Source organism: Spiroplasma endosymbiont of Ammophila pubescens (genome assembly GCF_964020965.1).
In the GTDB taxonomy this organism is placed as follows: domain Bacteria; phylum Bacillota_I; class Bacilli_A; order Mycoplasmatales; family Mycoplasmataceae; genus Spiroplasma.
The window spans coordinates 1,545,532-1,567,178 of the sequence record NZ_OZ026611.1; the positions used below are offsets into that span (position 1 = coordinate 1,545,532).

The 21,647-nt window shown below is 23.1% G+C and carries 26 protein-coding genes and 3 pseudogenes; 16 read left to right on the forward strand and 13 right to left on the reverse strand.

Going from position 1 to position 21,647, the window contains the following annotated elements:
- Positions 1–532: 532 nt before the first annotated feature.
- Both ABNT63_RS10150 and ABNT63_RS10155 read left to right on the forward strand, forming a co-directional pair.
- The gene (locus ABNT63_RS10150) at positions 533–2,308 is read left to right on the forward strand and encodes a hypothetical protein (protein ID WP_348735648.1); all 1,776 of its coding nucleotides are present in this window, start codon (positions 533–535) and stop codon (positions 2,306–2,308) included.
- A 213-nt stretch (positions 2,309–2,521) separates the two neighbouring features.
- Positions 2,522–2,644, forward strand: a complete 123-nt coding sequence (locus tag ABNT63_RS10155) for a hypothetical protein (RefSeq protein WP_348735649.1) — start codon at positions 2,522–2,524, stop codon at positions 2,642–2,644.
- An 18-nt stretch (positions 2,645–2,662) separates the two neighbouring features.
- Here ABNT63_RS10155 and ABNT63_RS10160 read toward each other — a convergent pair whose 3' ends face one another.
- Positions 2,663–3,175, reverse strand: coding sequence for a lipoprotein (locus ABNT63_RS10160; RefSeq protein WP_348735650.1), 513 nt, complete (start codon positions 3,173–3,175; stop codon positions 2,663–2,665).
- Positions 3,176–3,384: 209 nt separating this feature from the next.
- Between ABNT63_RS10160 and ABNT63_RS10165 the strand changes: the two genes are divergently transcribed.
- From ABNT63_RS10165 to ABNT63_RS11435, 10 genes and pseudogenes are all read left to right on the forward strand, one after another.
- Positions 3,385–3,756, forward strand: coding sequence for a hypothetical protein (locus ABNT63_RS10165; protein WP_348735651.1), 372 nt, complete (start codon positions 3,385–3,387; stop codon positions 3,754–3,756).
- A 516-nt stretch (positions 3,757–4,272) separates the two neighbouring features.
- The gene (locus ABNT63_RS10170) at positions 4,273–4,611 is read left to right on the forward strand and encodes a hypothetical protein (RefSeq protein ID WP_348735652.1); all 339 of its coding nucleotides are present in this window, start codon (positions 4,273–4,275) and stop codon (positions 4,609–4,611) included.
- Between the two features lie 37 nt (positions 4,612–4,648).
- Positions 4,649–5,266: a hypothetical protein gene (locus tag ABNT63_RS10175; protein ID WP_348735653.1), complete on the forward strand. Its 618-nt coding sequence runs from the start codon at positions 4,649–4,651 to the stop codon at positions 5,264–5,266.
- Positions 5,267–5,269: 3 nt separating this feature from the next.
- Positions 5,270–5,689: a hypothetical protein gene (locus tag ABNT63_RS10180; RefSeq protein ID WP_348735654.1), complete on the forward strand. Its 420-nt coding sequence runs from the start codon at positions 5,270–5,272 to the stop codon at positions 5,687–5,689.
- Positions 5,637–5,762 (forward strand): annotated as a pseudogene (locus ABNT63_RS10185) (DUF3627 domain-containing protein); the annotation flags it as partial. The gene ABNT63_RS10180 and the pseudogene ABNT63_RS10185, both read left to right, overlap by 53 nt.
- Positions 5,763–5,914: 152 nt before the next feature.
- On the forward strand, positions 5,915–6,118 hold the full coding sequence (locus tag ABNT63_RS10190) for a DUF2649 family protein (protein WP_348735627.1): 204 nt from the start codon (positions 5,915–5,917) through the stop codon (positions 6,116–6,118).
- Positions 6,118–7,140, forward strand: coding sequence for a hypothetical protein (locus tag ABNT63_RS10195; RefSeq protein ID WP_348735655.1), 1,023 nt, complete (start codon positions 6,118–6,120; stop codon positions 7,138–7,140). Before ABNT63_RS10190 ends, ABNT63_RS10195 begins: the two co-directional genes overlap by 1 nt.
- Positions 7,125–7,559, forward strand: coding sequence for a hypothetical protein (locus ABNT63_RS10200; RefSeq protein WP_348735656.1), 435 nt, complete (start codon positions 7,125–7,127; stop codon positions 7,557–7,559). Before ABNT63_RS10195 ends, ABNT63_RS10200 begins: the two co-directional genes overlap by 16 nt.
- An 18-nt stretch (positions 7,560–7,577) precedes the next feature.
- The gene (locus ABNT63_RS10205) at positions 7,578–7,814 is read left to right on the forward strand and encodes a hypothetical protein (RefSeq protein WP_348735657.1); all 237 of its coding nucleotides are present in this window, start codon (positions 7,578–7,580) and stop codon (positions 7,812–7,814) included.
- Between the two features lie 384 nt (positions 7,815–8,198).
- A pseudogene (locus tag ABNT63_RS11435) lies at positions 8,199–10,113 on the forward strand (spiroplasma phage ORF1-like family protein); the annotation flags it as partial.
- On the opposite strand, the gene ABNT63_RS10225 reads toward ABNT63_RS11435, so the two are convergent.
- A complete protein-coding gene (locus ABNT63_RS10225; RefSeq protein WP_348737206.1) occupies positions 10,096–10,479 on the reverse strand; it encodes a lipoprotein in 384 nt (127 codons plus the stop codon). The pseudogene ABNT63_RS11435 and the gene ABNT63_RS10225 sit on opposite strands and share 18 nt — an antisense overlap.
- Before the next feature lie 181 nt (positions 10,480–10,660).
- Between ABNT63_RS10225 and ABNT63_RS10230 the strand changes: the two genes are divergently transcribed.
- Both ABNT63_RS10230 and ABNT63_RS10235 read left to right on the forward strand, forming a co-directional pair.
- Positions 10,661–10,825 (forward strand): hypothetical protein, encoded by a 165-nt coding sequence (locus ABNT63_RS10230; RefSeq protein ID WP_348735631.1) that lies wholly within the window; start codon positions 10,661–10,663, stop codon positions 10,823–10,825.
- 403 nt (positions 10,826–11,228) lie between these two features.
- Positions 11,229–11,747, forward strand: a complete 519-nt coding sequence (locus tag ABNT63_RS10235; protein ID WP_348735660.1) for an integrase core domain-containing protein — start codon at positions 11,229–11,231, stop codon at positions 11,745–11,747.
- 215 nt (positions 11,748–11,962) lie between these two features.
- On the opposite strand, the gene ABNT63_RS10240 is transcribed toward ABNT63_RS10235, so the two are convergent.
- Positions 11,963–12,625, reverse strand: coding sequence for a hypothetical protein (locus ABNT63_RS10240; protein ID WP_348735661.1), 663 nt, complete (start codon positions 12,623–12,625; stop codon positions 11,963–11,965).
- A 46-nt stretch (positions 12,626–12,671) separates the two neighbouring features.
- Entirely contained in the window at positions 12,672–12,983 is a 312-nt protein-coding gene (locus ABNT63_RS10245; RefSeq protein WP_348735662.1) for a hypothetical protein, read from the reverse strand.
- Positions 12,984–13,219: 236 nt separating this feature from the next.
- On the opposite strand from ABNT63_RS10245, the pseudogene ABNT63_RS11440 reads away from it, so the two are divergent.
- Positions 13,220–14,218, forward strand: a pseudogene (locus ABNT63_RS11440) (IS30 family transposase).
- A gap of 577 nt (positions 14,219–14,795) precedes the next feature.
- Here the strand turns inward: ABNT63_RS11440 and ABNT63_RS10260 are convergent.
- Positions 14,796–15,440, reverse strand: coding sequence for an SIS domain-containing protein (locus tag ABNT63_RS10260; protein ID WP_348735665.1), 645 nt, complete (start codon positions 15,438–15,440; stop codon positions 14,796–14,798).
- 6 nt (positions 15,441–15,446) lie between these two features.
- Entirely contained in the window at positions 15,447–15,581 is a 135-nt protein-coding gene (locus ABNT63_RS10265) for a hypothetical protein (RefSeq protein WP_348735666.1), read from the reverse strand.
- 203 nt (positions 15,582–15,784) lie between these two features.
- Here ABNT63_RS10265 and ABNT63_RS10270 point away from each other — a divergent pair, with 203 nt between their 5' ends.
- Positions 15,785–16,174: a PTS sugar transporter subunit IIA gene (locus ABNT63_RS10270; protein ID WP_348735667.1), complete on the forward strand. Its 390-nt coding sequence runs from the start codon at positions 15,785–15,787 to the stop codon at positions 16,172–16,174.
- 73 nt (positions 16,175–16,247) lie between these two features.
- On the opposite strand, the gene ABNT63_RS10275 is transcribed toward ABNT63_RS10270, so the two are convergent.
- The 7 genes from ABNT63_RS10275 to ABNT63_RS10305 all read right to left on the reverse strand — a co-directional run bounded on the left by ABNT63_RS10275 (position 16,248) and on the right by ABNT63_RS10305 (position 21,357).
- Complete coding sequence (locus ABNT63_RS10275; RefSeq protein WP_348735668.1) at positions 16,248–16,442, reverse strand: hypothetical protein; 195 nt, start codon at positions 16,440–16,442, stop codon at positions 16,248–16,250.
- Entirely contained in the window at positions 16,436–17,983 is a 1,548-nt protein-coding gene (locus tag ABNT63_RS10280) for a sodium-dependent transporter (protein ID WP_348735669.1), read from the reverse strand. The genes ABNT63_RS10275 and ABNT63_RS10280 overlap by 7 nt, the downstream gene beginning before the upstream one ends.
- 56 nt (positions 17,984–18,039) lie before the next feature.
- The gene (locus ABNT63_RS10285) at positions 18,040–19,695 is read right to left on the reverse strand and encodes a hypothetical protein (protein WP_348735670.1); all 1,656 of its coding nucleotides are present in this window, start codon (positions 19,693–19,695) and stop codon (positions 18,040–18,042) included.
- 124 nt (positions 19,696–19,819) lie between these two features.
- Positions 19,820–20,206, reverse strand: coding sequence for a methylated-DNA--[protein]-cysteine S-methyltransferase (locus ABNT63_RS10290; protein WP_348735671.1), 387 nt, complete (start codon positions 20,204–20,206; stop codon positions 19,820–19,822).
- A 393-nt stretch (positions 20,207–20,599) separates the two neighbouring features.
- Positions 20,600–20,731: a hypothetical protein gene (locus tag ABNT63_RS11445; protein ID WP_431607842.1), complete on the reverse strand. Its 132-nt coding sequence runs from the start codon at positions 20,729–20,731 to the stop codon at positions 20,600–20,602.
- Positions 20,732–20,755: 24 nt separating this feature from the next.
- Positions 20,756–20,977, reverse strand: coding sequence for a hypothetical protein (locus tag ABNT63_RS10300; protein WP_348735672.1), 222 nt, complete (start codon positions 20,975–20,977; stop codon positions 20,756–20,758).
- A gap of 170 nt (positions 20,978–21,147) precedes the next feature.
- The gene (locus tag ABNT63_RS10305) at positions 21,148–21,357 is read right to left on the reverse strand and encodes a lipoprotein (protein ID WP_348735673.1); all 210 of its coding nucleotides are present in this window, start codon (positions 21,355–21,357) and stop codon (positions 21,148–21,150) included.
- Between the last annotated feature and the right edge of the window lie 290 nt (positions 21,358–21,647).

A 21,647-nucleotide genomic window follows, 5' to 3' on the forward strand; every position in this document is an offset into this window, starting at 1 on the left:
GTTCGCTACGTTCAAAAATAAACAATATTTAATAAATTACCGCTAATAAATTACGCGGATAATTTATTCATTTTCTTTTACATTATTAGTTACTATCTTATTAACAGTATTAATAACATTATCTTTTTCATACTTAATTACTAAGGACCGCAAAATAAAATAATGTTTTGTTTGCATAATTTCAACTCCTTAAATTAAATTTTCTATACATAAAAAAAACAAGATTATATCTTGTTTTTAACTAACAACCCGTATCTTTGCAACGGTCCCAAAAATTAATAAAGCATTAGATAATTTTGCTATTAAAAGAAAATTTAAAGGTGATGCTTATAAATGTCATATTGTTAATATTAATGATACTGTTGAATTTTCTAAATTAGGTGGTGAATAATATTTTGGTGAATATAATGCTTGATATCTTGATCGTACAATTACGATTGAAACCACTTATAATTTTCAAAGAGAAGATTTTTTAAGATTTTATTTAGTTCCTTTACAATCTGATAAAGAAGATGTTGGTGATAATTTATTAATGTTTATTTCAAATACTCAACCAAAATATAATGATTTAAATGAATTAGTATATTGAAATATTACTTTTAGTTATGTTAAAGATTATATTAATACTACTGGGCAAACTATTCAGCAATTCGTACAATTTTCAGCATCAAGTGAAGGTTATGTAATTCCTAAAATAATATGAGATGATTTAGGAATTCCAAAAGATTATGAAATTAATGAAAAATTTACTGGTGATAATGGTATTAAAAGTATTCAATTAACTTTATTAGGTGATAATGGTTTCACTGCACCAGTTATTTTTGGTCGCCCTATTGAAAATTTAGGGAAATGAAATGAAAAAGTATATCCTCAAAGAAGATTATTTATTGACGATTTAAAAATGCCAGTAGCGGATAGTTTAACAAAATCATCTAAACCATTAACTACTTATTTATTAACTAATGGTATTCATGCTATTAATGGTCAATATGATAATTGATTAAAAAGAAAACAAGGTCAATCTAACCAAGAAATTAAAAAGAATTATGAGAGTTATTTGAATACAGATAGAAAATTAACCCAAGCAACTAACCCAAATAATTTAACAGTTAAAGATGTTGCTTTAAATTATAAAAGTAATAAAATTATTAAAGATTTTGATGTTAGAGCAAATGGTTATTTTAAATATAATGTTGATATAGGATATAACACAATTAATTCAAGTAAAAATCGTGGTCAATTAAAAGACATGTTAAATTTATTTAGTGTTATGGTTAATCATATTATTTCATTGCCAGTAGATATAACAGAAAGTATTGCATGAACTCAAAGAGATATTCCTATTGTTGGTAAATTTTTAAATGCAATAAGTTTAGGTATTCCTATTTATTGAAAAACTATTGATAATAATACTAATAATTTATATCCAAATATTAAAACTAGAATTCCTTTATTTATTGGTAAAGCAAATTATACATTTTATGATGAAAGTTATTGACTTATTATTGAATATAGTACTAGGCCATCAGCAAAAAATCAAGGTAATATCCCGTTAGATGCTTTTAGATATAATACCCAAGATGAGGTAAATGATATAATTGATGCTAGTGCAAGTAATACAAGTTGAGCATTTACATTAACTGATAAAATACAAGTTTCAAAATGATCTAAAAGTCAAAAAACAGAAATTGAAAAATACGCTTGAATTAGTAGTGTTATGATACCTCAATCATTTAATGATGAAGAAAGTATTTATTTAATTAATGAAGAAAGTGTATCATTACCAACAATGGAAACAGGAAAGAATTTATTAACTGATATTGTTGGTAGTGGTCGTTATATAATTGATGCAGTTGGTTTTTATAATTTAGGTAAAACTGCCTGTCGTATTTATATGTTTTCAGATGATATTAATATATATGACCAATATTCAATTATGAGTTATTTTGTTAGTTTACAAACTACAAGTTTATATAATAATTCAGTGCGTGATTGATTAACTCTTTATTCACTTAGTTATTTAGATCAATATATTGATGATGATATCGTACATGAATGACCTGTTAAATTACCAGACCCACCACCAAGTATTAATTTCTATCCAGTACAATTAATATTAAACAAAGCAGATAGTAAACTAAATGCTAAAAGCACATGAGATGGATGATCCGCTACACCTGATAATAGAACATATTCACAAGATATTTTATTATTTGATTTTGGAACATTTGGATCAACTGATTGACAACAAGTTAAAGATAATTATGATGAATTTGAGTTTGGAAATGATGGATTTATAAGAATATAAGGAAGACCAAGCGGCAATCACCCTAATGGTAATTATGTAAATAAATCATTAGCGGAAAGATATATTATTAAAATAAAAAATATTAATGAAAGTGGATATACTATTTTTAATAATTTAGAAGAAAAAAATTATCCATAGCATCCAAACCGAGATTATTCAGGTTATCATTTTAAAACACAAATTATATTTTATAGTCAAGGTGTTAAACTAAAAATGCGTGTTAATTATGAATTGTATGTTAAAGGTGGTAATTATAAAATTTTAGGTGAAACTGTTGAAGCAAATTTTGAAATTAATACTATGGCAGTAACAAATATTACTTTAAAGAAAAAATAGGTTTTTATACCTATTTTTTTATTCTCCATTAATAACTTTTACATTACCCTTATCATCAATAATTAAATCGGGTGATGCTTTATCTAATAAATTTCAACGAAAAACTGATTTAAAATATGAACCATTATCAGCATATCAAGTATTAGTTGTATTAATAATTCCCTCTTTAATTAATAATGTATAATAACGAAATCGTGATGGTTTAAAAATAAGACTATATTTATTATAATTATCTATTTTTTTTTCATTATTTGTATCATTCAAAAATTTAGTAATCTTTCAATTATCATTTTTATTACCGCGTCATACTACATAATAATATTTATTATCCACAGTATTAAATGGTTTTTCTTGTGATGCCATTCATTCTAAATTGTTTTTAATAGTTTGGTCTTTTGTATCTATTTTATGTTTTTCTTTTTCTTTTTTTAATTCATCTTCGCTATATTGTGGTTTATTACAAGCAACTAAACTTGTGGTGCTTGTTCCTACTAATGTAATTGCACCTAAAATACTTAATAATTTTTTCATTGTAGAATTTTTCTTCCTTTATCGTCATCATCATAACATATTATTTTAATTTTTTATAAATTATTATGATACTATTATCATAGTTAAATAAAAAAAGAGAATGATCTTGATCATCATTCTTACTATAATTATATTACACATAATATTTTTTACAAGTAATAGATGATAATGTTTTTATTCTTTAACTTTTGCAAGAAAGGATGTTACTTGTGGCATATAAAAAATGAGATATTGTTTGAGTTTATTGATTACATATTAATAAAATTAAAGATTTTTTAAATATTGAATTAAGTAATTTTTGAAAAGAAAATCCAATTATAATAGAAAAAATTTGGAATAATAGTAAAAAAAATATAAATAAATTTTTTATATGAACTGAAAAAATTAATAAAATTGTAGAACAAAATAAATTAGAATTTAATAATAATTTAGAAATTGAAGAAAAAAATATTATTTTACTTGATTGTTATCATGAATTGTTTGAATTGTTAATACCACTTTTAGATATATCTAAAAATCAAATAAAATTATTACAAAAAATAATAATAAATGAAAAAAATATATACGATTTATTTTTTTAATTAATATGTATAAAGAAATTTCTTTAAATATTGAAATTTTAAAAAATAATAAATCTATTTATAGGCCATGTGTTATATTTCATAGATCCAGTGATTACTATTGAGTTATGCCCATTCATACAATTAAAGAAGATAAAAATAATTATATATAATAATAGTAAATTTGATATTTTATTAAATAAAAAAAGTATTATTAAATGTTATTCTTTTGAAAAAACTCACATAAGTTTAATTAAAGACAAAAAAATAATAAATAATAAGGATAAAATAGATAATTTAGATTTACAAAATAAAATTACAGAAAAGTTTAATTGATTTTTCTTAAAATAAAAACAGAGAGTAAAATACTCTCTGTTTTCCTTTCGGCCATTACTGGCATAACTTATAAAAGTTATCTATGTTTCCATAGATCATATCCCTAGAATAATTTAATTATAACACTTTTTAATTAAATTGTTGATTATTTTTATAATAATGTTACGATGGTGTCGTAAAATTAAGAAAGGAAGATAAAATATGAGTTATGAAATCTTAATTGGTATTGGAGTTGGTGCTTGTTTTGTGGGTATTTTAGGTTATAAAGGATTGGAACTTTTAATTAAAAAAGTAACTAAAAATAAACTTAAACAGTCTACAAATAAAATAGTAGGACAAGAAACATTAGAGGCTATTCATTTAGGTTTAATTCAAACTGCTAATACTTTTGGTCTTGGTAATACAGAATGAGCACAAGTATTAGAAACAAATAAACCTATTAGTGAAGAAGAGTTTAATCATATTGTTAAAGTTCAAAGAGCAAAAACACCAATTTCTAAAAAAGATATTAAGTTATCTAATAAAACAATTAAAGTCTAAAAAAGACTTTTTTTGTTTATAATGGTGATGCGAAGAGGTGAATTATGGCAGATACAATAAAACTAATGATTATTTTGTTGGGTGAATACCAGAAAAAGAATCATTTAATTTAGAGGGCATTGAATTAAATAAAACATATGAGTTAAAATTTTCAATAAGTTTTAAATCACCTAATCAAATGACAACATATTTTTGTAAAGAAGATTTAACTTTAAATTTTACACAAACAGCTATGTATGATAGAAAAATATGGTTAACTAAACATGTAAATTATTTTACAAGTAAAAACGGATGATTTTTAGGTCTTTGACTTGATGGATGAAAAGTAAGTAATGTAAAGGTTGTAGATGAACTAACTTCAGAAAATATAGTTAATTATACAAGCAATAATATTCCATTAGTTAAGGAAAAAATTAAAAATAAACTTAATACTTATTTTCAAGGTTCTGCAAGTTCAAATGATGGTTGGTTTTATCATGATTATAAAATTAATGTAAGTGTAGATTCATATCAATATGAAACTAAGCTTAATCCTAAAAATTATCCTTATTGAGATTATGCCTATATTCAAAAAGTTAATTTAACATTTTCTTTTGTTAATGATAATAGTTATAATTATCAAACTTTAGGAATAGTTTTAACAGAATTAGATTAATTTATGAACTTTAAATTTCTAAAATCAAGAAAAATGGTTTCCATATTTAGTACATTATGTGTTTTAGGAATGGAAACAATTATTGCAGCAGTATCAACAGTTATTGCTGGACAAAAAACAAAAGAAAATGTATATTATAAATTTAATGGGCAAATTTTTAGAACAAATGCTGATCTTATGAGTTATGTTAATAATAATGTTAAAATGGAATCATACCAAGCGGAACGGAATTATTATTTATATAATAATAAAGCTTATGATATTTTTGAAATGGATAAATTACGTTCTAATTTGAAACAACAATTTTCAATTCAAACATTCCATACTTATCGAAATCCCGCTGAATATATTATTAATAATGCAGGTTATACAAATGAAAAAAGCATTATTCCCTGCTGAACCTCAAAAAGTAAAAACAAATAACAATAATAATTTAACAAATTGAACTGTTGAAAAAGACCAAGAATTAATTAATGACTTAGAAAGTTTAAATTAAATGAGTTTATATAATTATTGAGTTTAATTTTTAAGTTATATTATTGGTTCAAATGCTCCCGATTTTATATATGTTATATCGTTTGTATTATTTATCGTTTTATTTTTTGGAATGTTTTTTAAACTTATTCAGAAAATGTTGAGTTTTTAAAGATGCAAAATGATTGAGAAAAATTAAAAGAGTTTTTTATTCATGTCTTTTTATTTATAAATAAAACAAATGTTGAAAGTATTACAATGTGGAATTTAACACAAAATGAATATTTAACTTTGATGATTGGTGTTTGAATTGTAATTTTGTTTTTAACTTGGTTCTTATTGTGAATGATTTTTAAAATAGTTGGGTATTTTAAATAATGAAAAAGTTTGTATTTTTTCTAATAAATTTTTGTTATATTATTGGTTCAATGGTTTTGTTTAGTTTAATTGATTTATTACTTTGAATAATTTTTTTAAATTTTACTGGTTTAGTATTTTGATTATTATTTGTTTTACAATGTGTATATTTTGTTTGGTGAGTTTGAAAAAATGTTTTTTATCAGTTAAATGTCTTTCGTTTAGTTTACTTTATTTGAGATAATCCATTATCCGTAATTATTGGTAAATTAGGAACTGGTAAAACATTGCTTTTAACTTTTCTATCACAAGTTATGAAACTTTTAACGAATAAAATTTATAGTAATTATCCAATTGAAGATGATGCAATAAAACTTTTAACTTTTAATAATTTAGATTTTACTGATAGAACTAAATTAGTCCCACCTGATGATAGTTTAATTTTGTTTGATGAGAGTTTTTTATATATTGATGGAACTAGTCCCCACGAAGTTAAAAAAGTTCATGGTGGTAAAAGTGTGTGAATTGTTTTAGCAAGACATTTTAAAAATAGATCGATTTTTACTGTACAGCGTGAAGGTATGATGTGAAATAATATTCGTCATTTAGCAAGTGGTATTATTATTCCTATTTCATTGAAAAAACCCGTTAAGTCAAAATTAGGTAATATTTTTAATCGTAGTTTTGTTATGCGAATTGGTATTTTCCAAGATATTATTGATTATGAAATTTGAAAAACAAAATCATTAGAACGAACAGCAGAAGGTAAAAGAGCAAAACATAAGTCAGATGTTGGATTAGGAATTCGGTTTTTTAAGATAATTATTCCGCTTGAATTTGCTAATAAATATGATAGTCATTGATTATCATTTTTCCGTGATTTAAAAAATGATGAAGTTATTAATAAAAAAGAATACTTTTGAAAAGATATATCAAAATTAAACAATAAACAACACTTAGAATTGTTTGATATTGATATTTTGAAAGAAAATTTAAAAGCAAAAAAAAGGGAAAGGAAAAATAAAAAATGAGTAATTTATTAAGTGAAAGCGTTAATAACGATAATTGAAATAAGATTTTTAGTTTTATTTTTGATACTTTTTTATTTGTTTTTGATGTGATTTGAAATACTAAATTACCAATGACAAATATAACAATTGCTTATTTTTTAATCTTTTTTATGGTTATTAAATTATCTATTTATGCAATTCACGGAACATCAATTAATTATAACGATTTAGGTTCAATAGTTAAAAGCGGTGTTATTAATAGTTCTAAACTATACAGTGCTACTGTTCGGGGTGTTTCTAGTACTAAACAAGGTTTACAAAAACATATTAAAGAACGAAAACAATTTAAAGTTAGTCGCAATAAACAACAGTTATCAAGTTTAGCAAGACAAGCAAAAACAAGAGAATTAGGTTTTAAAAGAATTCATACCACTAAAAGAATAAAAAAATAAGTAAGGAGTTGGTTTTATATGATTAAGTTAGTTTTATTGGTAGCGGCAATCGCTATATTTGGAATTGGTTTTATTACAGTTATTATTAATCAGTTGACATCAGCAAAAAATATTATTATGGATTTATATAATTCTGATACTTGGTTGTTATCTATTTTTGATAAAATGGCGATTTTATTTAGTCATCAGTTAATGTTAACAATATCAAGTTTATATATTATTGGTTTTATTATTTCAAAAACATTATATAGTTAGGAGTTAAATTTATGAAAAGTAATGTAGAAAATAAAAAAAAGAAAAGAAACAAAATGGTTTATTTATTTCTTGGGTTGATTTAATTTTATATCTTATTATAAGTTTTTCGTTAACGCTTGTATGTATTTTAGATACAGTTTCAACGATTGAAGAATTAAAAGAGAAATATGCTGGTATAAATTTTTATATAATTTATGGTTTATGATTTGATATATTGTGATATATCTTAATAATTCATTATTTTTATGGTTATTTATTTAATAAAATTATCAAATTAATAAAAGAAAATCATAAAAATAAGTTGGTAAAAAATAATGCGTAAGTTTTTAGTATTATTTTAGTTTATACCAATTTTATTGATTTCTTTTTTTCTCGTTAGGGGCAATGACATTACAACAAAACTATCAATCACAACAAACAGAAGAAAAAGCAAGAACAAAGCGGAATGTAGAAACGGGCATTAATGAAACTGATTTTATTAATACGATGTTTTTACGCAGTACTTTTTTTGAAAATTGAAGTGATACCAATTATTTTATTAATCCCACTTTAAAAACATCAAGATCACTAACTTATAATGATAAATGGTACTTAGATTTTTTAAAGGATAGTTATTCAACTGGTGTTTCTTATGATAAACCAAGTGATAAATTTATGGATTTATATAAAAATTGAGATAGTTATGTTAAACAGTATAACATTAATAAATTTTATGATGTTGATAAAAAACAATTTTTAAGAGAATTAACGAATTTTATTTATTCGTTTGCTAATAAATACAATTTAGCGACAGTATTAAATAAATTAAAAGCAAATATAACTGATTTACAATCAGTTAATTTAAAATTTCAAAAATGAAAGTTAATTGATAAAAAAGATTATAGTAATGAGATTAAAAATATAAATAATAAATGATATATTGGTATTTTTCCTAAAATGTGAAGTTCAGGTAAACCCATTATTCCGTATAATATTTTTAAAGCAATTAATGATGGAGAGGATATTTCTATTTATGGTAAATTTGGTAACGGGTTTAAAACTTCAAATGATAATGTTTATCGTTGAGATGGAAATGGTGAACCAATTGAATTACCAAATTTTAATAAAAATACTGGTAAAATTACAGATTGAAGTGTTGATAATCAAAATAAAGTTAGAGATTTTTTAAATAATTATTTAGATGTTATTATTCAAGAAAACATTAGAGTTCAACAAGGGGTAATCCCGATTATGATAGTCCTATTGTTGGAACACAAAGAATAATTTTTGATTTTGAAATTATTAATAATTTGAATAAGTCTAGTATTGGTACTATTTTAACTAAAAAATCAATTTATCGAATGATTTTAACGATTGATGAACGAAAAAATATTATTGCTGGGAGTTTAGAGTTAACACATATTAAGGCACGCAGTTTTAATGTATCTGAATCTACTCATAAAAATGAAAAATTAGGTTTTTTTTTTACTTTTATGAAAGAAAAAGAAAATATCTTTAATTTTGAAGGAAATATTTATTCTATTGGACAATGAAATCTTTATAATACTATTTATTATCAAAAAATGACTGGAAAAATAGATATTAATAACTTTTTAAAATCTTTTTTTTGCTTATGCTTTGATTCCTATTTTTCAAAATCGGAGTAATTTTATTGAAAGTGGTTATATTGATAATTTACAATATGATACTGTTTTGATTAACTTTTTTGGTTTAAAATTAGAAAATTTTAAAGATGTTATTTTAGATGAAAATGGAAAGTCAATAAAATATTTTAATGACTATAATAATTATATTTATAAATTTGAAAATAATAAAAAAGTTTTAAAAACCGAAGCAGAGAAAAAAGAATTTGAAGAACAAAAGAAAAAATTTTTAGTTTCTTATGATAAATTTAAAGAATTATTGAATAGTATGTTTGTTGTATCTAAAAATTTTTATAAGGATTATTTACGAACAATGTTTGATTTAGATAATAATACTTATACGCAAGGATATAACAAAAAATATGGTTTGTTAGCAAATAATGGTTTTAAAATTTATTCACGATATTTTTATTTTTCTGATAAATATAAATTATTAAATTTTAAGATGTATTCAGCCTATAAAAATCGGTTTTATAACACAAATTATGGAGATGTATTTAACTATGATTTTTCAGTTTCAAATGATTATAATATTAATCAAAATGAAGGATATTGTTTTTGAAGATGTTTTAAAAGATAAATATGGTTTAAAATATAAGAAAATGGAAGAACAAAAAATCGAATATAATGTCTTTGAATTACAAACACAAAAAGAAATAAACATTATCATTTGAAGTTTTAAACCCGTTACCAAATTTACCATAAATAGAAATATCCTCTCCATCATTAATTGCTTTAAAAATACTATACGGAATAATGGGTTTACCTGAACTTCACATTTTAGAAAAAATACCAATATATCATTTATTATTTATATTTTTAATCTCATTACTATAATCTTTTTTATCAATTAACTTTCAATTACTATCTTTTGGTGGTTGTTGTGGTTTTTTTGGTTCTGGTGTAGGTTTTGGTTTATTATTCCCGTTTTCATTGTTATTTGGTTTTTTACAACTAATTAATGTTGTTGTACTTGTTGCTGTTAATCCGATTGCTCCTAAAATACTAAGTCATTTTTTCATATTTTACTCCTTTTTTATCAAATTCTATTGACATTATATATATACAAGTATTTTTAAATATGTTTTAGAAACGATACTTACTTATTATGGTTATGATTGTTTAAAAAAGTTTGAAGTTTTATAAAAATTATTTTAAATGATATAACTATACTATATTATTTTTAAAAAATGAGGTGAATTAATGAAATATATTATTAATAACTCTAATTTAGGTGATTTACAAGCAAAATTGCAAGATTTTTTAAGTAAAAATTATAAAAATAAATACTATAAAAGAATAAAAACAAAAATATTTGCATATATTAATTTATGTAAGGAATTTTTTTTAAAACTAAGTTGTTATTAAAAGACTTGATTAAAAAATATTTTAAAAATAAATTTTCAACTTTTTATTACTGATCAAATAAAATTTTACTTGCATATGCAAATAATAATTTTGAAGATTTATTATTAAAATCAACAGTTCCTAATAATATTAATTATCAATATAGTAATGATGTTCGCGAAAATATTTGTGATTTATATTTTGAATATTGTGATAAACACGCTGGGGGTGTTTTATTATTGTTTTATAATTTAAAAAAAGGAATTCATGGTGAAGAATTAAAAAATAAAGCACCAAAAAATTTAAAAACATTTTTTCGTTGACTTAAAAAAGATAGGCGTTTATTAAAAATAAAAAATAAAATTAAAGAAATTAAAAGAAAACATCCAAGATATGAAGTTAAAGAATTAGGGGATTATTACAAATGGATGCTAAATATTTTATGCCAAGTAAATTTCCAGTTGATAAAAAGTATTATGTTTATGATTTTATTGATGAAAGAATGAGAGGAGTATTCGGTTATATTTATGATAAATTATGCACCGAGAATACTATTGATGATGTTAAAAGAGTAATCAGTGATTTTAAAAAAATATTTGGTATTAAAATAACACGAATTAGAACTGATAACGGTTCTGAATTTATTAATAGTCATCGGAATAATCAAAAAAGTATTGTTAAAGAAACTACTTTTACTCAATTTTTAACAGATAAAAATATTTTACATCAAACAACACCTGTTCGTTCTCCGCAGTCAAACGGTAAAATTGAAAGATTTCATCAAAATTATACTAAGTTATTTGTATTTGATGAAAAAATATTGGATGCAGCTGGTTTACAAAATAAATTAAATGATTATTATTACTTTTATAATTTTAAAAGAGTGCATAAATCTTTGAATTTTCAGACACCATTTGAATTTTTAACTAATTTAACTAAATAATTTTAAATTTATAAAGTTTTATTTAAACTATTTTTTAGTGTGTCAATTTTAGAATTTTTATGGTCGTATAAAGAAAATTGGGGTTTTTTATAAAAACAAGAAAAAAATGTCTTTATTTTATTGAACTAAATAATATTTAAAAACAAAAACCCCAATCTTTTACATGCGACCATTTTTATTTATATATGTATCATTTTTAATGATGTTTTTATATTTTAATTATATTTTTTATTATTTTTTCTTGTTTTGTTGCAATCTCCAAAATGTGTGTGGTATACTACAAATAATTTATTTAAATAATCTATATGATCTTGATAAATACTATCGGGGTTAGTACTTGTAATTAATATTAATTTTTTATAATCACGAACTGCTTGCATAATTGCTTCTTTTTCTGATTTACTAAATTTATTAGCTTCTCCAAGCCAAATAATACATAAATCAGCACCATTTGCTCATGCTGTTCCTTTCCCTAATACTTGCGATGAATTACTTTTTCTAGCCCCTTGTAATTTAATAAAACTACCATTAGGAAATGTTCAAGTAGGTTTATTAAATCTAGCATTATATTGATAATGACCACCTTTTCATTTTTTAGTAAGATTAAGTATTAAACCAACTTTATCTAAGACATCTTGAATATCTTGTTGCATTTCAGCAGTATCTGCACTATTTAATCTAAAACCATATATTGCTATTTTTTTATCTTTATTTGCTAATACAATACAACTTAATAATGCTATTAATTCATCAGTAGAATATGTTTTACCTGCTTTACGACTACCTGCTAAATTAATCTCATCTGCAATATACTCTGTATTATTTAATAAACTAACTATTATTTCATTAAGATAACTATATTCATATAACATTGCCATTATATTTTTCTCCTATCTGTTATGTTAATTACTGGTGGAGCATAATTTATTTCAGTTTCATTTTCACGACCATAATACTGTGCATATACCGATACACCCTCTTAGTTTCGTTTAAGAGATGTAATTTTATATTATTTTCTAATATTCTTATTTTCATTTTAAGTTCATTAAATGCTAATAAATTAGTGTTTTTTAAGTCATTATATTCATCTTCTTCTAAATTACAAAAGATTAATAAGGTTTCTTTTGTGGCAAGTTTGATATTATTTTCTTTACAATATTCATCAAATTTTGTTAATTTTTGCTTTATTTTTGTTAAATTTGCCATTATTCATCACTTTTTATCTACTTTTGCCATCTTTTTTACCTCTTTTTGTTATCACCATTCTACAAAAAAATATCAAAAAGTAAAATAAATTAAAAAAAGACTTTTTCAAGTCTCTATTTTTTAGTAATTTTTAAACAAGCGATTAAGGGCTAGTAAATCCTACTTGTATTAAATTACATCACCATCCTACCATCATTTAAAGTATTGTCAACAAAATTTTAATTTTTAGTGTATAAATATTTTAATAGAAAGGGCTAGGTTGTCTTATGAAAAAAGAAAAGAAAAAATTTAAACATTTTAATTTAGCAGAAATAAATGACTTAAAAGAATATTTAATATACGAAAAATTTAAAAAGAAAGATGGCACACCTAATTATTCTAAAATAGGAAAAGTAATGAATAAAAGTCGTAATACAATTAGATTAGAGGCTAAAAGACTTAAAGAAGAATACGATCATAAAAAAGCGAATGATGATTATAAAAATAAAAGAAAAAAATCTATAAAATATACTACAATTAGAAAAAAGTTGTAAATCATATAAGAAAAATTTTAAGTAAAAGACGCTATTCACCAATGTTAATTATTTTTGAATATGAAAAAAAATATAATGAAAAGTTTCCATTTTCACATGTGACACTTTACAAATATATTGAATATGGAGTTTTTGATGATGAAAATACTGAAATTAAGAAAAAACTGCCATTTAAAGGTAAAAAGTTTAAAACAAAAAAGAGAAAAGATGATCGTGGTCAATTAACTAATATTAGATTTATTGAAGAAGCAGAACATGAAAAAGGTACTTTTGGTTGATTTCAAATGGACTGTATAGTAGGTAAAGACCATCAATCTGCTTGTTTAACTTTTACAGAAGAAAAAAGTTTATATACGATTTGTTTTAAATTAGACCACCATAATTCAGAAGAGGTTAATAAAGCCATTAAAAGTATTTTTTAAAAATAAACTTTATAAGGAAAATATAAAAGGAATAATAACTGATCAAGGTAAAGAATTTAGTAAATGAAAAAAAATTGAAAAGATTACTAATGCAAATGTATACTTTTGTGATGCTGGAACTCCAACACAAAAACCCAAAGTTGAAAGAATGAATAGAGATATTAAAGAATATCTTCCTAAGGGAACAGATTTTAATCCTATTAGTTAAAAAGAAATTAATAAAGTTATGAAAATTATTAATGAGAAACCACGACCGAGTTTAGGTTGATTATCCTCCAAAGAGGTATTTTTAAAAAATATTAATATTTAATTTTTTTAAATATGAATTATATATTTGTAACAAAGTTTTCTTTTTGTCGTGCTTAAATATTAACTTATATTTAAAAAAATTATTTTTTTTAAAAAAATAGTTGCAATTTTTAATAAAAGATATATTATTGACTTAAATAAGGACAAATTGTCCTATTTGCATCTTTACTTTACATTTACAAAAAATTGGAATAAATATAATCTGCAATAAAGACTTTCATATACAACTACTAACAATTCCTTCTTTAACTGAAAAAGATCATATTATTCTTTTTTTCAAAATCTGGTTGTACGCGTGAAATTCTTGAAATATTAAAAAATGGAATTAAATATAAAATTCCAATTACTTTAGTAACTTCAAATTTAAATTGTGGCTATGAAAAATATTTATATAATAAAATTATTTTTCGAACATTAGAGCAACTTTTCCGCTATTCAGCTGTATCTTCTAAAATTACACAATTTCTATTTGTGGATATTATTTTTAACCAAATTATGGAAAGAAAAAAACAATTTAAAAAATTAATTTTACATGGAACTCACATAATTAAAAATTAAAACAAAATTAATTCTTAATTTTATATTATAGTTCCTTTTTTATTTCAATTATTAACTAAAATAACACCTTTTTGAATTTCTTCATATATTGATGGTTTTTTATCTATTAACATTGTTATTAAAATATTAGTTATAATTAATTGCGAAATATTGCTAGAAATAATTGAAAAATAGGTTGAATCTAAATAAGAATGATATAAAATTCTATAATCTGGTTGAATCAAATCACTATTATTCTGCTTAGTTGTAACTAAAACCGTTTTTATATTGTTTTTTCTACTTAATTTAAGTAATTCAAGAATTTCACACGTACGACCAGATTTTGAAAAAAGAATCAATAAATCATTATCATTAAATGAATTTAAAAACAATAACTGATCATGAAAATCTTGCGATGTATAAGAATTAAATCCTAATTTAATTAAACTATCATTTAATTCAGAACAAATAACAGAAGATGAACCAACACCAAAAACAAAAATACGTTTAGAAGTAAAAATACAGTTAATAATATTTTCTAGTTCTAATAAATTTAAGTTATTAATTGTTTCAAAAATAGAATATAAATTAATATTTTTAATTTTTTGAATTAAATTAGGTAAATTATCATTATATTGAAAATTAAAACTACTTTTAATCTGTTTAATTTTTTCATAAATAAACATTTTAAGTTATTTAAAATTTTTATATCCTATTTTTTTCGATAATCTTGATATTGTTGATGTTGCTATTCCTAGTTTTTTACTAATAATTGTGATTGAATTATTTAAAAAATATTCCGGTTTTTTATTGATTTCAATTGCCACATATTTTTCTAAGGATGTTAAATTATATAAATCCAAAGCAATTATTGGAATAATTTATACCCTCCTTCACTAAAAATTATAATGTATTAAATTTTCAAAAAATTTGCATTTTAATAAAAAAATACAAAAACAAGTAATTTTCTTGTACTTTACTATCTTCTTTTATAATAAAAATAATAAAAAAATAGAAAGGTTTATAGAAAATGAAAATATTTAATGAAAAATTATTACAATATATTGAAAAACCAATTAATAAATGAAAGCAAGCAATTGAATTAGCATCTGAATTATTAATTACAAATAATTATGTTAAAACTGATTTTCCCATTAAAATTATTGAAATAACAAATGATTTAGGTCCTTATTATTATGTTGTGGCACCAAAATTAGCATTATTACATATTATGCCTGACTCAACAATTTTAAAAACTGGAATAAGTTTTACATATTTTAAAATTCCAGTTAAATTTCAAAAAGAAGACAAATACCATATTAAATATTGCTTAGCTCTTGCTGCAGAAGATAATTTTTCACATATAGAATTACTTCAATCGATTGCTAAGCTATTTGCAAAAAAAAGAATTTTTAACTAGTATAAAAAACTGCTCATCATCAATAGAATTAATTGAAATTATCAAACAGCATGATAATTAAAAAATATTAAATTTACTTTCTTTCATTAGTTTTATGATCTAAACTTGGTTCTAAATCTTCTTCTAACTTATGTTCTAATGCTAATTTCTGATCAACTTCTAATGTATGCTGGCTACGTTGTCAATCTTTATAGATAAAAAAGCCAAAAGCAACTGCTAATAAAATTGCTAAAACTAATAAAACAACAATGACGATGGTAACTAACATGGTTTCTGTCCTCCTTTTTCTCGTTTTATGCCATAATAACTATTCAGACTTGCAACTAGGACTGGTACAAAAATACCTAACACAAAAGCTAATACTGAGATATATCAAGCGTTTTTTGTACAACTAATAATAAAATTATAAACTAAAAAACCAACAATAACAACTAATATAAGTGGAATTAAATAATACATCATAATTTTATATAACTTATTTAATTTAATTCATGATACTTGGTTATTGTAATTAATTACAATATGTAGTTTTTTTGCATATCAAACAAAGAAAATAACTTGTGCTAAAGATACTAAAATTAAATCTAATCCTGCTGCTAATAATTGAAAGGAATTAATTACTTGATATGTGCTATCAAAAACTATTAATAAACCAACAACAATAATTGTTAAACAAATCCCACAAATTACTTTTTGATTACTAATTTCATATTGTGTTTCAATAGCATCCACAATAACTTCAACATTACCAACCGTTGTACTTAATCCGGCAATAAATAAAGCTAAAAAGAATAAAACTCCTAAGAAATTCCCAACTCCCACAACAGTATTTTGATTAATAATATGGAAAGTTTCTGGCAAAACATTAAAAACAAAAACCATTAAATCATTACCAAACTTAGTAGCAATTTGTTGTTGAAATAATAAAATATCATTTTTATCAGTAACCAAATTATTAATAATAGCCCCTGATGCACCAAAAATAAAGATTAAGTTAGTAATGGATAAAAATAAAATTCCAATTACTAATAAGTAAGCTTTTGAACCATTATCTTGATTATGTGGACCTACACCAGCAAAGCGCATCATCATTCCCATTCCTAATGATGTTGTAAAAAAAGCTAAGGAAAAAACACTACATCATGTTTGACTTTGCTTTAATTTCTCTAAATTATTTGTTAAAAACAACGTTGCTAATCCTTGATGGCTCCCTGGGACTGTTAAAATATAAATTGCTAAAATTAAAATAATTAAAAATAATAAGGGCATAAAAAACTTATTAACTTTTTCAATTCCCTTAATTCCAAATAATAAGACAAGACCAACTAACAAAACAACAAATAAAAAAGCTAAAAATACAATTCATTGAAAACCACCATTGTTAGTTACGCCAAAACCACCACGCTGTAAAATCTGATGGTTAAAAATATTTTTATAAACATTACTAATCAAGGTAGGACTAAATTCAATTCCAATCGAAATAATAGTATAACCAACCAAAACAGCATAATAAATCGGAATAATAATCATTAAAGTTGATTGAAACCAACCCATAAAGCGACTAAAGCGAACACTTTCTTTATCAAAAATGTTAATTACACTTTTACGTCGAAGATTTCCTAAGTTAAATTCAAAAATTAATAATGGAACTCCCACAATTAATAATGCAAAAATATATATTAAGAAAAAATAAAATCCACCATATTTATTAATATAACCAGGTAATCCTCAAATTACCCCTAATCCAATTGCTGCACCTAATGATGAAACAATAAATCCAAATTTTGTCATTTGTTTTTTACTACTCATTTTTTTCTCCTTTATTTTTAAATAAAAAATGCAATATTGTTGCATTTTTACCATTTCTATTTCTTTTGAGATCTAATCTTACGACTAGTACCTCAAACAACGGCAATAATAATACTTGTGCAAAAAGCACCAAACATAATAATTAAAACAATTTTAATAATGTTAACCTTTTGATTATAACTTGCAATATCATCATAGCCAAAAATGTTACCAATATATTGCCCTTTAATTCCTAAACTATTTACAAGATTCTTAAAATATTTTGGTGCAACATTTCGTGCTTCTTTAATCATTCCATAGTAAGCATCAACAGCATGCCCCATCTCATGGTTCAAAGTACAAAAAACACTTGGTGAGCTTCATCATCCAATTAAATATTCAGAAATAGTTTTTCCCTTCAAAACATTATTAAATTTTTTTGCAGAAATAACGATATAAGCCCGTCTAGTTGAAATAAAACTATTTGACCCTGGTAATGATTGAAAAGAATAATTTGTATAAGCTGCTGTTTGTCTACCTTTTTCTAACAATGGAGCATCAGGAGAAAATAAAAATCCAGTTAAAAAATATTTAAAATTGTCACCAGTTATTGCATAAGTCATATTAAATAAATTTAAAATTTGTTCTTTAAGAAACTCCATCAATTCATCATTTCATTTATAATATTTTTGCATTACTTGCACACTATCTTTTAAGAAAATAGTGCTCCCTTTTTCATGATAATAATTATTTTCATATTCTGTTATCTTTTTTAAATCTTCATCTAACTTATCAAATGATGAATAATATTGCTGTTTACTAGTATTCATAAAATTTTCAAATTTTATAATCGCTGATTGTGATGCTTTCGTATATGAATCATTCATCATATTTCCTAATTCCACTGTTAAATCCTTCTTACCATTATTAATAATTTTATTTCGTAGAATATTTCCGTCAAAACTAACATTATCAGTTTTAATATCTTGCATTCCACTTGACTGCCACATAATTAAACTTGTTTTAAGAGCATTAAAAGTATAATTCTGTGCTCATAATTTTGTATTTTCGGGAATTAATTGTTGTAAACCAAGTTCAAAAGATGGCAAAAAATATTTTAAATCAACTGCATCAATTGGTTTAGTTGTTAAATTAGTATTATAACTAATATTTGACTTTGCAACATACTGATCAATTTTAGCAAGTTGTTTTTGTAAAGAAGTAATTCGGGAACCAAAATTCTCTTTTTGAAGCGGAGTATAAATATCAATAAAAAAATTATTTAAAATCTCTCAGCTTTTATTTTTCATTTTGTTTGGCATTGTCATTCATTTTGAATATGCTTCGGCAAAAAATTCTTTCCAAGTTTTCATTCCATAAATACTAGTATTAATAATCGAGGCCATTAATGACATTTCAAATAATTCTTTCGTATCGATTCTCACATTATTAATATTAGTTTTAGTATTATAAATTATATCTTTATTAGCAACAATATTGTTTTCTATCATTTTTACTGTTTTGTTTTGGTTAATATTGGAAGACTTATAAATAAAATACTGTAATAAATAGCCTGAATAAATAAAATCATCTATGTCAAGTGATGAAACTGCTGTTGGTGATAGTTCTGTAATATATCCCTTTTGATTAATAAAACTAGAAGTAGGTATAAATGTCATATTAATAGTTCCAAACACTAATAAACTACTTGCTATTGTATGAAACTTTCCCATAATTTTTTCTCCTTTTAATATATTAAAAATTTATTGTTGATAACCAACATACTAATTAAAAATAAAATTAATTGTAATAAAAACTACTTTTAACAAAGCATAAATTTAAAATAACAAATACTAATTATCAAATATTTTCTAATTGTAATAACAATGCTTTCATTTCTAACCCACCACGATAGCCACGTAAAGCATTATTTTTGCCTAAAACACGATGACAGGGAACAAGAATTGTGATGGCATTATTGCCAATTGCTGTCCCCACAGCTCGCATTGCTTGCGGATGTCCAATTTTTTGTGCAATATCAGCATAACAAGTTGTTGTTCCAAATGGTATTTTAGCAATTTCTGCTCAAACCTTTTTTGAAACAAAGTACCAGTGAAATCAAACGCTAAAGTAAAAAATGTTCGTTTTCCCATTAAATATTCCGTTAATTGCTCCATAACAAGGTTCGTTTTTCCTTCTTGATCAGCAATTAATAAAATATTTGGTCCCTTTTTCTTCAACCAAGATTCTAATTCATTAAACCCTTTGTTATTAGAACCAATAAAAGTTACACCTTGTTCAGAAACAGCAACATATAAATTTTAATTATTAACCTTTAAATTGTTATAATACCATTTAGTTAACTTTTGTTTGGCCATATCTTATAACCTCCTAATGATTGCTGTTTTTGATTAAAATAAATTATTTTGTGCTTTAAGGTATTTAAATTATACTATTAATTTATGAAAAACTATTTATAATTAGCAAATTTTTTTTATTTTTTATTAGTATGTAAACTGTAATATAAACTGTAACAAATTAAAATTTAAAATCAAAATAATTTTTATTATAAATTATCATATGAAATAAAAAAGATTAACTTTTTATCGTGTTAATCTTTTTAATAAAATGAAAATATTATTTGATAGCTTTTACATAACCCTTAAAAGCAAATTTTCCAGAAATATATTTTGAAGTGTCTTTTGCTTTAACTAAAATTATGACTTCTTGTTGCTTTGAATAATCACCTGGCTGAGCATTATTTGTAATTGTATAATCCTCAGCAGTTACTGCTTATACTATATCTTTCACAATTTTTAGCACTTTAGCAACAAGCGTTGCTTCAATATTAATTTTTTCTAATTCATTAATAGTTGTCGCATTTGGATTCGCTGCTTTAATTTCTAAATCACTATATGAAATAGTACCCTCGCGAGAAGAAATATCGACTTTTTCTATTTTTGTAAGTTGTGGTAAAGTTACTTTAATATATCCGGTATTGCCAATAACAACCATACTATCCTGCGCTGCAACAATTTGAACATAAACATCAACTTTACTATCTTGTAAATTAACAGTTTCTAATTTACTAACATCCTTATCTTTAAAAACATCATAAGTAAAATCAGCTGTTGTGTCCGTTTTATTAATTCATTGTACCGCTGATAAAACAATTGTATCTAATACTATTTTAATCTCAGCTTTTGTAACTCTATTGGGACCATAACAGTCATTTCTTCTAGTGCTTCAATTATTTTAATTTTTGCTAAATCATTGTTACTTTCAGAGTTGTTACTCTCATCTTTGCTATCACCAACTTTGGTGCATGCAACTAATGTTGTTGCGCCAGTTGTTGTTAAACTAAAAATTGATACGATTGATAAAAATTTTTTCATAGTTTGTATTTCCTTTTCTATTAAGTAGTGATTTTATAAAAACAAACATAATTAAAAAATACATGAATAAGAGAAAAAACATTAACAATTATTTTAATTACTTTTAACCCTACTTTTATATAATTTATATTTTTAAATTTTCTTTCTCTTACAGGGACAAGTATATAATATTTTACAAAAAAAACAATATTTTTTTTGATGATTTAATATTTTAAAGAAATTTTTTTATGTTATTATTTAGTTAATAGATTTGTTGCACTTGCATTTACAATTTACAAATTAAAAAATAA